A 12,072-nucleotide genomic window follows, 5' to 3' on the forward strand; every position below is an offset into this window, starting at 1 on the left:
CCAGATAAGTGTAGCGGTTCGCCGACTGCCAATATTCCGAAAGGAGGGCTGCTTTTCCGCCGACAGCGTGGTAATAGTGAAAGCTGGTTGTCGAAATCTGGTGGAACCTGATGCCCGAACCCGTCGCCGAACCGGCGCTTAATGGACTGCGCCTCAATCTGCGGATTGTCTCTGTCGTTATCTTTAACTTTGCCAGCTACCTCACCATCGGCCTGCCGCTGGCGGTGCTGCCCGGCTATGTGCATGATGTCATGGGCTTTAGCGCTTTCTGGGCCGGGCTGGTGATTAGCCTGCAATATTTCGCCACGCTGCTCAGCCGCCCGCATGCCGGGCGCTATGCCGACCTGCTGGGGCCCAAAAAGATTGTCGTCTTCGGCCTCGGCGGCTGCTTTTTGAGCGGTTTGAGCTATCTGCTGGCCGCCTGGGGCAGCGGCTGGCCACTGATTAGCCTGCTGCTGTTATGCCTTGGACGGGTGATCCTTGGTATCGGCCAGAGCTTCGCCGGCACAGGCTCGACGCTGTGGGGCGTCGGCGTGGTCGGTTCGCTGCATATCGGGCGGGTGATCTCGTGGAACGGGATTGTGACCTATGGGGCGATGGCGATGGGCGCGCCGCTCGGCGTGCTGTGCTATTCGCACATTGGCCTCAGCGGTCTGGCCGGGGTCATTATGGCGGTAGCGCTGGTGGCTATCCTCTGCGCGCTGCCCCGCGCGGCGGTGAAGGCTGCCAAAGGCAAAGCGATGTCGTTTCGCGCGGTGCTCGGCCGGGTCTGGCCCTACGGCATGGCGCTGGCGTTGGCCTCCGCCGGCTTTGGGGTGATCGCCACCTTTATCACGCTATTTTATGACGCCAAAGGTTGGGACGGCGCGGCTTTCGCGCTGACATTATTCAGCTGCGCGTTCGTTGGCGCGCGGCTGCTGTTTCCCAACGCCATTAACCGACTCGGCGGGCTGAACGTGGCGATGCTCTGCTTTAGCGTGGAGGCGATCGGCCTGCTGCTGGTCGGCTTTGCCGATACGCCGATGATGGCGAAAATCGGTACTTTCCTTACCGGGGCTGGCTTTTCGCTGGTCTTTCCGGCGCTGGGGGTGGTGGCGGTGAAAGCGGTGCCGCAGCACAATCAGGGGTCGGCGCTGGCGACCTATACCGTGTTTATGGATTTGTCGTTGGGCGTCAGCGGGCCGCTGGCCGGATTGCTGATGGCCTGGACCGGGATCTCGATGATTTATCTCGCCGCGGCGGGGCTGGTGATGGCGGCGCTGCTGTTGGGCTGGCGGCTAAAAAAACGGCCCCCGGTTAGCGAACCGGAGGCCAGCGCACCAGGCCAGTAATTACTGGATGGTGAGGGTGTTGATGATGCTTTCCGCTTCGGTCTGCGCCTGCTGCTGGTTATCCGCCGGCAGGGTGACCTGCAGGGTCAGCAGCTTGTCATCCACTTTGCCGAGGATCACGGAAGACCAGGCGGTCTGCCCCTTGGCGGAGATGATGCTGTCCAGCTGCTGCAGGGTATGGCCTTTAATCTCCAGCGGTTTATTGCTTACCACCTGCAGCTGCGGGTCGCGGCTGCGCTGCTGATCTTCCAGGCGTTTCGCCAGCACCGCCAGATCTTCATTGGTGCTGTCGCCGACGATGACGATGACCGCTTTCTGGCCGGTAGCGTCAGAGTAGACGTGCATATTGTTCGCCTGGGTACCCAGTTTGCCGCTCTGGTCGGCCATGCCCGCAGGCAGGGTGAAGCTCAGCTTGCCATCCAGCAGGCTGATTGCCTGGCCGCTGGCATTGCTCTCCGCTGCTGCGCCAACGGTTGGCGCTTTTGAATCGCTGTTATCGCAGGCGGCAAGCCCCATCACCAGCAGGCCAATACCGACATATTTAACCAAATTGCGCATTGACATCTTCCTTTCGATAAACGGCCACTAATGGCTCATCCGGCTATCTTAACACATCAGCCCGCGAGTACCTTTAACTCGGCTGTAATGCCGACAAATCAGATTTATCCGCCAGTCTTTTCAACAGCATATTTAACAGCACGCCGTACATCGGCAGGAAGAAAATGATGCTGATAAGCACTTTAAAGCTGTAGTCGACGAGGGCGATTTCCCCCCAGTGGGCGGCCATAAACGGGTCCGGGCTGCGCCAGAAAGCGATAAAGAAAAACGCCACGGTATCGCTGATGTTGCCGAACAGCGTCGAGGCGGTAGGGGCCAACCACCAGCGGCGGCTCTGCCGCAGGCGGTTAAAGACGTGAACGTCGAGGATCTGCCCCAGCGCATAGGCCATAAAGCTGGCGACGGCGATGCGCGCGACGAAGAGATTAAAGGTGCCCAGAGCGGCAAAGCCCTGCCATTCGCCCATGTAGAACAGCGCGGAGATGCCGTAAGAGATGGCCAGCGCCGGGACCATCACCGCGAAAATGATGCGTCGCGCCAGCGGGGCGCCAAAAATCCGCACCGTCAGGTCGGTGGCGAGGAAAATAAAAGGAAAACTAAACGCGCCCCAGGTGGTATGGAAACCAAAAATGGAGATCGGCAGCTGAACCAGATAGTTGCTGGAGGTGATGACCAGCAAATGAAATAGCGAAAGCCAGACGAGCGCTTTTTTGCGCTGTACGGTAGTAAACGGATTCATATTGTGACCTTTTTATGCCCGTCATGCTTCAGGTAAATGAGCAATCGGCAGCGGAACGTTGGGGTGAGGGAACCCAATTAAAAACGGCTGCATGATACTGCGTTGCCGGCGTAATGCAATGGTTGTTTTTCGCGCAAACGTTAACCTGGCTTGCGTACTGGCGAGCAGGGGGTAAACTAAGGCCGTTTTGTTGACGTGAGACTAAAATGAGCGAACTTTTCTCCACTCCTGACCACACCCTGGATGCCCTGGGACTCCGCTGCCCGGAGCCGGTCATGATGGTGCGTAAAACCGTGCGGACGATGCTGGTGGGCGAGACGCTGCTGATTATTGCTGACGATCCGGCCACCACCCGCGATATCCCGGGATTCTGCCGCTTTATGGAGCATGAGCTGGTGGCCCAGGAAACCGAAGCCCTGCCGTACCGCTACCTGATCCGCAAAAGCCACTGAGCCTCTCCCGGATGGCGGCGCGTAGCGCCTTATCCGGGCTACCCGACGGTCTGGAACCGTAGCCCTGCTAAGCGTAGCGCGAGCAGGGAAGCCGGTATCGATGCTACAACTTCTTACGCAATAACCGCAGCGCGTTAGCCGTTACCAGCACGGTGGCGCCGGTATCCGCCAGCACCGCCAGCCACAGACCGGTCAGGCCGAGCAGGGTGGTGACGAGGAAAATCCCCTTCAGCCCTAAGGCAATCGCGATGTTCTGGCGGATATTGGCGTGGGTGGCGCGCGCCAGGGAAATCATCTGCGCCAGGCCGGTCAGACGGTTATGGGTCAGCGCGGCGTCGGCCGTCTCCAGCGCCACGTCGGTTCCGCTGCCCATGGCGATGCCGATGGTGGCCGCTTTCATCGCCGGCGCGTCGTTGATACCGTCCCCGACCATCGCCAGCGGCGCGTCGGCATTCAGCGCTATCACCGCGTTGACCTTGTCCGCCGGTAGCAGACCGGCGCGGAATTCCAGCCCCAGTTCGCTGGCGATGGCCGCCGCTGCGCGCGGGTTATCCCCGGTAAGGATCACCCCCTGAACGCCCAACTGATGCAAAGCATCCACCGCCTGACGCGCGTCGTCGCGCAGGGTATCGCGCAGCGCCAGAATGCCGAGCAGCGTCTCGCCGCGCATCACCAGCACTACCGTTTGCCCGGCGCTTTCCAGCTGCTGGATCTGCGCCTCATGCTCTGCCGGGGCGGCTTTGCTGGCGGCGCAGATCAGGATGCGGCTGCCGTTGACTTCGGCTTCGATACCAGAGCCCGCCAGCGCCCGCTGGCCGCTGGCAAGCGGAATGCTCAGCTGACGCCGCTGCGCTTCACGGACGATAGCCTGCGCCAGCGGGTGGCTGGAGCCTTGCTCCACCGCCGCCGCCAGCGCCAGCAGCGCGTTGTCGTCAACTTCGGCCGTGGCAATAACCGAAGTCACCTGCGGCTGGCCGACGGTCAGGGTGCCGGTTTTATCGAACGCCACCTGGCGCACCTGGCCCAGCTGCTCCAGCGCCGCGCCGCCTTTGATTAGCGCCCCGCGGCGAGCGGCGACCGCCAGGCCGGAGGTGATGGCCGCCGGCGTGGAGATGACCAGCGCGCACGGACAGCCGATCAGCAGCAGCGTCAGCCCTTTATAAATCCACGGCAGCCAGGCGCTGGCGAAGAACAGCGGCGGGACAATAGCGACCAACAAGGCCACCACCATAATGGCCGGGGTGTAGATCCGGCTGAAGCGGTCGATGAAGCGCTCGATCGGCGCCCGACGCTCCTCAGCCTCTTCAATCAGCTTCAGGATGCGGTCGATGGCGCTGTCGCCTGGTTCGGATATCACGGTAAGCTGCACCAGGCGGTCGACGCTGGTGGCGCCCGCCGCTACCCGTTCCCCGGCCTGACGTTCCACCGGCACCGACTCGCCGGTCAGGGCGCTTTCATCAAAGCTGGCAAACGGCGACAGCAGCTGGCCATCCGCCGGCAGACGCCCGCCGGCAGCCACTTCAATCACATCTCCGGGACGCAGGTCGCGCTGGGCGACGGTTTCCCGCACGCCGTTGCGCAGACGGATGGCGGTGTCGGGCTTCAGCGCCATCAGCGCGCTCACCCCCTGCCGTGCGCGGCTGGCGGCCCAGCCTTCGAGACGCTCGCCGATCAGGAACAGCAGCAGGACCATCGCCGCCTCCGCGGTGGCGCCGATAAACAGCGCCCCGATGGCGGCGACGCTCATCAGCGTTTCAATGGCGAACCAGCTCCCGCTCTTGATCAGGCGTAGCGCCTGGCGGGCAACCGGCCACAGGCCAACCAGGGTGGTGGCAATAAAGGCCAACTGACCGGCAGGGTGGTTGGCCTGCTCCAGCCCCCAGCTCAAGGCCATCATGATAACCAGCGTCAGTAACGGCAGATTGTCGCGCAGCAGCGACCCTCGGGTTTGCTCTGCTGCGGGAGCATCGGCATCGCGCAGCGTATACCCCGCCTGGCGGACCGCGTTCTCAACCTGAGCGCGGACATCGCCCTCGGCGTTAACCAGCAGCTTTTCTGTGGCGAACAGCACCTGGACCTGACTGACCCCGGGCACCTGACGGACCGCGGTTTCCACCTTGCGGGCGCAGGCGGCGCAGTCCATGCCATCTACCTGCCAGCGGTAGCGGGCGTCGCTAAGCGCTTCGGCGGCAGGGGCGGACTCTGTGGCGCAGGCGTGATCTGTACAGCAGCTCTCCGCCGGGGCGGTTGCTGGCCGCATGGTGAAAGACGAGAATTGTGGAACTTTTTTATCCTGCGCGTCTGGAGTCGACATGGCACCCTCCGGGAAATGATAATTTTCTCATTAGCCGTAGGATACACTCTGGAGTCGACTCCAGAGTCAAGGACTAAATTACAGGTACAGCGCGCGCACGATCAGGAAGTGGCCGGCAAAGTAGAATGCGGCGGCGATGGCGTTATCGGCGCGGAAGCGGCGACGATAGTGGCTCACCAGCCACACGGCATTGCTCAGCAGCAGCAGGGCTGCGCCGGCGAAACCGGACAGCGCGGTGTTGGTGGGGCGGGCAAACCACAGCTCACCGGCCAGCCAGACCATTACCAGCGTCATTCCGATAAAGGTCAGCACCGGCATTTTCATCTCTTCCAGCCGACTCCAGATCACCGCCATTAGCAGGGCGCCGAATACCAGCAGCACCAGCGGCAGCGGCCAGAAGAACGACAGCGTCAGCTGGCTGGCGAACCAGATGGTATACAGCAGATGTGACAGGAAGAAAGCGCCCACCGCGTACATCACCCGCTGGCGCGGCAGCAGGGTCAGGGCGTCGCCGAGCAGCGAGGCGCACAGGCCAGCCAGCACCAGATAGCTGATGGCATTGAACATCGGCGCCTGCCAGGCCAGTAACAGCAACAGAATCAGGGTGACAGGTTTAAAAACCCAGCGTCGCCATGCCGGCCCACGATAGGATGCATCGACATAAAGCCATGCGGAGAAACAGACAGCAATAAATGACCAAAGCATAGTAAGTCCCTGTATCTGTTATCATAAAGAAAGTTACGGATGCGTGATGCTACTACTCAGTGTAGTGGTTTGGCGTAGCAGATGACAATGTTATTCCCGACGCAGTATGCTGATTCCTGATATTTTTTATGGGTAACCCTAATGAGTAAAATGCCCCTCTTTTTTGTTCTGGTCGTCGCGGTGATTGTGGTGGCGGCTTCGTTTCGCTATGTCCAGCAGCGCCGTGAGAAACAGGCGAATGACGCCGCGCCGTTGCTACAAAAGCGGGTTATCGTCAGCAATAAACGGGAAAAAGTGATTAACGATCGGCGCTCGCGGCAGCAGACGGTGACGCCTGCAGGCAGTGAGATGCGCTATGAAGCGAGCTTTCGCCCCGAAAACGGTGGGCTGGAGGTGGTGTTTCGCCTTGACGCGCCGCAATATCACGCGCTGAGCGTCGGCGATCGTGGGATGTTGAGTTATAAGGGCACAGCGTTCGTGGCGTTTACGCCCGATCCCTGAGCCCTTTTCAGGACTATTTTTTCAGCGTCGCCTTCAGTTTTTTCTGCCAGGCCACGAGCTCAAACACGCCGAAAATAAAAATGCGGATTTGCTCAAAGCGGCTCAGCGGCGGCGCCTCTTTCGGCTGCGTCGCCTTGAGCAGCGTCAGCTGCAGACCGTGCATCAGGATCATGAAAATCAGCGCGACGTTGACAAAGATATTCAGCGGCTTCGGGAAGGGCTGAAACAGATTCAATAACAGAAAGGCCCAGACGCACAGCATCAGCAGGCGGCCTAAATTAATCAGCATGGTGCTCTCCTTGGGCCTCACGTTGGTAAAGACGGTAGGCGACCTGTCCGGCCACTTTTTCACGATACAATTGCCAGTTAGCCGGCACCGGCGGTAAGCCGTTTTCGACTTCGCTTTCGACGTACACCAGGGCCTCATCGGCCAGCCAGCCTTGTGTCTCCAGCAGACGTAGCGTCTCCTCCAGCAGCCCCTGACGGAACGGCGGGTCGACGAACACGATCTGGTGCGGGGTCCCCGGCTGGCTCAGGAAGCTGAGGGTGTTGGTGGTGATCACCTTGCCGCGATCCGCTTTCAGGGTGGCGAGATTTTTTTGCAGCTGCTGGGCTACGCCGCGCTCCATCTCCAGCAGCGTGGTGCTGGCCGCATAGCGGGACAGCGCTTCCAGCCCCAGCGCGCCGCTGCCGGCAAAGCAATCGAGGCAGTGCGCGTCAACAATGGACGGCGCCAGCCAGTTAAAAAGGGTTTCGCGAACCCGGTCGGTGGTCGGCCGCAGGCCCGGGCTCTCCGGCACCGGTAATTTACGGCCGCGCCATTGCCCGCCGATGATGCGGATCTGACCGCTGCCCGCGTGGTTTGGTTTTTTCATCTCTCTGCTCAAGTCTCAACTTCCAGCCTGCTATTCTAGCGATCGACGGCGGTTGACGAAACCTTAATCCGGGGGCGGTGCTGCGAGTTAAGTTAAGTGATAGACTATCCAACTAATTTCATCATTTTTTCAGCTTCTGATGAAGCTGCGCCATGAATAAACAGCGAGGAGTGTGGTCGCAAATGGCAAAAGAGAAAAAACGTGGCTTCTTTTCCTGGCTGGGCTTTGGACAGAAAGAACAGGCACAGGAAACCGAGACTGAGCAAAAAGTAGAAGAACAGCAAGCGGTTGCCGAAGAGATACCGGCGGTTGAAACCCCTGCTGAGCCGAGCGCGCCGAAAGCAGACCCGGAGGCGTTTGCCGAAGACGTCGTCGAAGTGACCGAGACGGTGGTCGAAAGCGAAAAAGCGCACCTCGCGGAGCCTGCCAGCGCGCAGGAAGAAGAGTGGGTGGAAACGCCTGCTCTGACCGAAGAAACGCCTGTTGTTGAACCGGAGCCCGCGGTCAGCGAACCGCCTGAACAGCCTGCGGTGGTTGAGCCGCTGGCGGAAGAGGTTATCGCCGAACCGGTGGTGGCGGAAGCCGTAGCAGAGCAGCCTGTGGAAGGCATCGTTGTCCAGCCGCAGGAGACAGAAGCGCCCGAAGAGGACGCGCCGTTAAGCGATGAAGAGCTGGAAGCGCAGGCGCTGGCGGCCGAAGCGGCAGAAGAGGCGGCGGTAGTGGTGCCGGCGCCCGAGGACGAGGCGCCGCTTGAAGCGCTGGCTCAGGAGCAGGAAAAACCGACAAAAGAAGGCTTCTTCGCCCGCCTCAAGCGTAGCCTGCTGAAAACGAAGCAAAATCTCGGTTCCGGATTTATCAGCCTGTTCCGCGGTAAGAAGATCGACGATGATCTGTTTGAAGAGCTGGAAGAACAGCTGCTGATCGCCGACGTCGGGGTGGAAACCACCCGCAAGATCATTACCAACCTGACGGAAGGCGCCAGCCGTAAGCAGCTGCGCGATGCGGAAGCGCTGTACGGCCTGCTGAAAGAAGAGATGGGCGAGATTCTCGCCAAAGTAGACGAGCCGCTGAACGTTGAAGGCAAAACGCCATTTGTTATTCTGATGGTCGGCGTGAACGGGGTGGGGAAAACCACTACCATCGGCAAGCTGGCGCGTCAGTTTGAACAGCAGGGTAAGTCGGTGATGCTGGCGGCGGGGGATACCTTCCGTGCGGCGGCGGTGGAACAGCTGCAGGTCTGGGGCCAGCGTAATAATATCCCGGTGATCGCCCAGCACACCGGCGCCGACTCCGCCTCGGTGATTTTCGACGCCATTCAGGCGGCGAAGGCGCGCCATGTTGACGTACTGATTGCCGATACCGCCGGGCGTTTGCAGAATAAATCGCACCTGATGGAAGAGCTGAAGAAGATTGTCCGGGTAATGAAAAAGCTGGACGTCGACGCGCCGCACGAGGTGATGTTAACCATTGACGCCAGCACCGGGCAGAATGCTATTAGCCAGGCCAAACTGTTCCATGAAGCGGTAGGATTGACCGGGATCACCCTGACCAAGCTGGACGGCACCGCCAAAGGCGGCGTGATCTTCTCGGTGGCCGATCAGTTCGGCATTCCGATTCGCTATATTGGCGTCGGCGAGCGTATTGAGGATCTGCGTCCGTTTAATGCGGGCGACTTTATTGAGGCACTTTTTGCCCGAGAGGATTAAGAATGATTCGCTTTGAACAAGTCAGCAAAGCCTATCTCGGTGGGAGACAAGCGCTGCAGGGGGTGACCTTCCACCTGCAGCCGGGCGAGATGGCGTTTCTGACCGGCCATTCCGGCGCAGGGAAGAGTACCCTGCTGAAGCTTATCTGTGGTATCGAACGGCCCAGCGCCGGGAAAATCTTCTTCAGCGGTCATGAAATCAGCCGTCTGAAGAGCCGTGAGGTGCCGTTCCTGCGCCGCCAGATCGGTATGATTTTCCAGGACCACCATTTGCTGATGGATCGTACCGTGTATGACAACGTGGCGATCCCGCTGATTATCGCCGGCGCCAGCGGCGATGATATTCGTCGTCGCGTCTCGGCGGCGCTGGACAAGGTTGGCCTGCTGGACAAAGCGAAGAATTTTCCCATTCAGCTCTCCGGCGGTGAGCAGCAGCGCGTGGGAATCGCTCGCGCGGTGGTCAACAAGCCGGCGGTGCTGCTGGCGGATGAACCGACCGGCAACCTCGACGAGGCGCTCTCGGAGGGGATTTTACGTCTGTTTGAAGAGTTTAACCGCGTCGGGGTGACGGTACTGATGGCCACGCACGATCTGGGGCTTATCTCCAGTCGTCCGTACCGCGTGCTGACGCTTAGCGACGGCCATCTGCATGGAGGCATTCGGGGTGAATAAGCGCGACGCAATGAACCAGATTCGCCAGTTCGGCAGCAAGTTCGATCGCCTGCGCAACGCCGCGGGCGGCGGCGGCGGCGGGCGCAATGCGCCAAAACGGCCGAAAGCGGCGCCTAACCCGGCCTCGCGTAAGAGCAACGTATTCAACGAGCAGGTGCGCTATGCCTGGCACGGCGCGCTGCAGGATCTAAAAAGCACGCCGCTGGCGACCTTCCTGACGGTAATGGTCATCGCCATTTCGTTGACCCTGCCAAGCGTCTGCTACATGGTCTACAAAAACGTCAGCAGCGCGGCGTCCCAGTATTATCCCTCGCCGCAGATCACCGTTTATCTGGAGAAAACGCTGGATGACGATGCCGCGGCGCGGGTGGTGGGCCAGCTGCAGGCGGAGCAGGGCGTCGACAAGGTAAACTATTTGTCCCGTGACGAGGCGCTGGGGGAATTCCGTAACTGGTCTGGCTTTGGCGGCGCCCTGGATATGCTGGAGGAGAACCCGCTGCCGGCGGTCGCCATCGTGGTGCCGAAGCTGGATTTCCAGAGCACCGAGGCGCTGAATACCCTGCGCGATCGGGTAACGCGGATCCAGGGCGTCGATGAAGTGCGGATGGACGACAGCTGGTTTGCCCGTCTCTCCTCGCTCACCGGGCTGGTAGGACGCGTGTCGGCGATGATCGGCGTGCTGATGGTGGCGGCGGTGTTCCTGGTGATCGGCAACAGCGTGCGCCTGAGCATCTTCGCCCGCCGCGATACCATTAACGTTCAGAAGCTTATCGGCGCCACCGACGGCTTTATCCTGCGTCCGTTCCTCTACGGCGGAGCGATGCTGGGCTTTTCCGGCGCGTTTTTATCGCTGATCCTGTCGGAGATTCTGGTAATGCGCCTCTCGTCGGCGGTGACCGAAGTGGCGAAAGTCTTCGGCACCCAGTTTGAGCTGAGCGGCTTAGGCTTCGACGAGTGTCTGTTGATGTTGATCGTCTGCTCGATGATCGGGTGGGTAGCCGCCTGGCTGGCGACAGTGCAACATTTACGTCACTTTACTCCCGATTAATAAAAGCGTGATATAATCTTTCCCTGCTGCAATGAGTTCCTGTTCGCAGGGAAAGATACCGCAAGCTTGTTCCCCTTTTCCTGCCCTCACTTTTTCATCGTGGTGTCACATTTTGTGCGTAATTTATTCACACCGTTGCATGGAACTTGTGGATAAAATCACTGTCTGATACTAATGTGAGTGATATTCTCGTTGCTCATGAATGCTGGCATGCTTGTTGCCTGATGGGGACAAGAACGCGTCAGAAGATATCAATTGAGAGGATTTGAATGACCAAAGAAATGCAAACTTTAGCTTTAGCCCCCGTTGGTAACCTGGAATCGTACATCCGGGCCGCTAACACTTGGCCGATGCTGTCGGCTGATGAAGAGCGGGAGCTTGCTGAAAAGCTGCATTACCAGGGCGATCTGGAAGCAGCGAAAAAGCTGATTCTGTCTCACCTGCGCTTTGTTGTTCACATTGCTCGTAACTACTCGGGCTATGGCCTGCCGCAGGCGGATCTGATCCAGGAAGGCAATATCGGCCTGATGAAAGCCGTGCGTCGCTTCAACCCGGAAGTGGGTGTGCGCCTGGTCTCCTTCGCCGTGCACTGGATTAAAGCCGAAATTCACGAATACGTGCTGCGCAACTGGCGTATTGTGAAGGTCGCTACCACCAAAGCACAGCGTAAGCTGTTCTTTAACCTGCGTAAAACCAAACAGCGTTTGGGTTGGTTCAACCAGGATGAAGTGGAAATGGTGGCCCGTGAGCTGGGCGTGTCGAGCAAAGACGTCCGCGAGATGGAATCCCGTATGGCGGCCCAGGACATGACCTTCGACATGTCGTCCGACGATGAGTCCGACAGCCAGCCGATGGCGCCGGTCCTGTATCTGCAGGACAAAACGTCTAACTTTGCCGACGGCATCGAAGACGATAACTGGGAAGAGCAGGCGGCGAATAAGCTGACTGATGCGATGCAGGGCCTGGACGAGCGTAGCCAGGACATCATCCGCGCCCGCTGGCTGGACGAAGATAACAAGTCCACGCTGCAGGAACTGGCCGACCGCTACGGCGTCTCCGCAGAGCGCGTGCGTCAGCTGGAAAAGAACGCCATGAAAAAACTGCGTGCCGCTATCGAAGCCTGATACGCCATGCCTGCCTGATACCTGATACCAGGCTCCCCGATAACGCCC

The 12,072-nt window shown here is 59.8% G+C and carries 13 protein-coding genes; 7 read left to right on the top strand and 6 right to left on the bottom strand.

Annotated elements, in window-relative coordinates:
• Window positions 1-110: 110 nt before the first annotated feature.
• Entirely contained in the window at window positions 111-1,331 is a 1,221-nt protein-coding gene (locus KHQ23_RS06685) for an MFS transporter (protein WP_004173981.1), read from the top strand.
• Here the strand turns inward: KHQ23_RS06685 and KHQ23_RS06690 are convergent, their stop codons facing one another.
• Complete coding sequence (locus KHQ23_RS06690) at window positions 1,332-1,889, bottom strand: DcrB family lipoprotein (protein ID WP_002920861.1); 558 nt, start codon at window positions 1,887-1,889, stop codon at window positions 1,332-1,334.
• A gap of 73 nt (window positions 1,890-1,962) precedes the next feature.
• A complete protein-coding gene (locus KHQ23_RS06695; RefSeq protein WP_002920860.1) occupies window positions 1,963-2,628 on the bottom strand; it encodes a 7-cyano-7-deazaguanine/7-aminomethyl-7-deazaguanine transporter in 666 nt (221 codons plus the stop codon).
• A gap of 206 nt (window positions 2,629-2,834) precedes the next feature.
• On the opposite strand from KHQ23_RS06695, the gene tusA reads away from it, so the two are divergent.
• Complete coding sequence (gene tusA, locus KHQ23_RS06700) at window positions 2,835-3,080, top strand: sulfurtransferase TusA (RefSeq protein ID WP_004173983.1); 246 nt, start codon at window positions 2,835-2,837, stop codon at window positions 3,078-3,080.
• Between the two features lie 103 nt (window positions 3,081-3,183).
• On the opposite strand, the gene zntA is transcribed toward tusA, so the two are convergent.
• Together zntA and KHQ23_RS06710 are read right to left on the bottom strand one after the other, a co-directional pair.
• A complete protein-coding gene (gene zntA / locus KHQ23_RS06705) occupies window positions 3,184-5,394 on the bottom strand; it encodes a Zn(II)/Cd(II)/Pb(II) translocating P-type ATPase ZntA (protein WP_004173985.1) in 2,211 nt (736 codons plus the stop codon).
• Between the two features lie 78 nt (window positions 5,395-5,472).
• A complete protein-coding gene (locus KHQ23_RS06710; protein WP_004173987.1) occupies window positions 5,473-6,099 on the bottom strand; it encodes a lysoplasmalogenase in 627 nt (208 codons plus the stop codon).
• 150 nt (window positions 6,100-6,249) lie between these two features.
• Here KHQ23_RS06710 and KHQ23_RS06715 point away from each other — a divergent pair, with 150 nt between their 5' ends.
• A complete protein-coding gene (locus KHQ23_RS06715; RefSeq protein WP_004173989.1) occupies window positions 6,250-6,600 on the top strand; it encodes a DUF2500 domain-containing protein in 351 nt (116 codons plus the stop codon).
• Between the two features lie 13 nt (window positions 6,601-6,613).
• Here KHQ23_RS06715 and KHQ23_RS06720 read toward each other — a convergent pair whose 3' ends face one another.
• Both KHQ23_RS06720 and rsmD read right to left on the bottom strand, forming a co-directional pair.
• Window positions 6,614-6,889 (bottom strand): DUF1145 family protein, encoded by a 276-nt coding sequence (locus KHQ23_RS06720; RefSeq protein WP_002920822.1) that lies wholly within the window; start codon window positions 6,887-6,889, stop codon window positions 6,614-6,616.
• Complete coding sequence (gene rsmD, locus KHQ23_RS06725; protein WP_002920820.1) at window positions 6,879-7,475, bottom strand: 16S rRNA (guanine(966)-N(2))-methyltransferase; 597 nt, start codon at window positions 7,473-7,475, stop codon at window positions 6,879-6,881. Before rsmD ends, KHQ23_RS06720 begins: the two co-directional genes overlap by 11 nt.
• A gap of 182 nt (window positions 7,476-7,657) precedes the next feature.
• Here rsmD and ftsY point away from each other — a divergent pair, with 182 nt between their 5' ends.
• The 4 genes from ftsY (at window position 7,658) to rpoH (ending at window position 12,024) form a co-directional block, all read left to right on the top strand.
• Window positions 7,658-9,181, top strand: coding sequence for a signal recognition particle-docking protein FtsY (gene ftsY / locus KHQ23_RS06730; protein ID WP_004173992.1), 1,524 nt, complete (start codon window positions 7,658-7,660; stop codon window positions 9,179-9,181).
• Window positions 9,182-9,183: 2 nt separating this feature from the next.
• Window positions 9,184-9,852 carry a cell division ATP-binding protein FtsE gene (ftsE, locus tag KHQ23_RS06735; RefSeq protein WP_002920817.1) on the top strand — a complete coding sequence of 223 codons (669 nt, stop codon included), beginning with the start codon at window positions 9,184-9,186 and terminating at the stop codon, window positions 9,850-9,852.
• Window positions 9,845-10,900 (top strand): permease-like cell division protein FtsX, encoded by a 1,056-nt coding sequence (gene ftsX, locus KHQ23_RS06740; protein ID WP_004173994.1) that lies wholly within the window; start codon window positions 9,845-9,847, stop codon window positions 10,898-10,900. The genes ftsE and ftsX overlap by 8 nt, the downstream gene beginning before the upstream one ends.
• 269 nt (window positions 10,901-11,169) lie before the next feature.
• Window positions 11,170-12,024 carry an RNA polymerase sigma factor RpoH gene (rpoH, locus tag KHQ23_RS06745; RefSeq protein ID WP_002920815.1) on the top strand — a complete coding sequence of 285 codons (855 nt, stop codon included), beginning with the start codon at window positions 11,170-11,172 and terminating at the stop codon, window positions 12,022-12,024.
• The last annotated feature ends 48 nt before the right edge of the window (window positions 12,025-12,072 follow it).

The organism is Klebsiella sp. 64 (assembly GCF_018223915.1).
In the GTDB taxonomy this organism is placed as follows: Bacteria; Pseudomonadota; Gammaproteobacteria; order Enterobacterales; family Enterobacteriaceae; genus Klebsiella; species Klebsiella pneumoniae.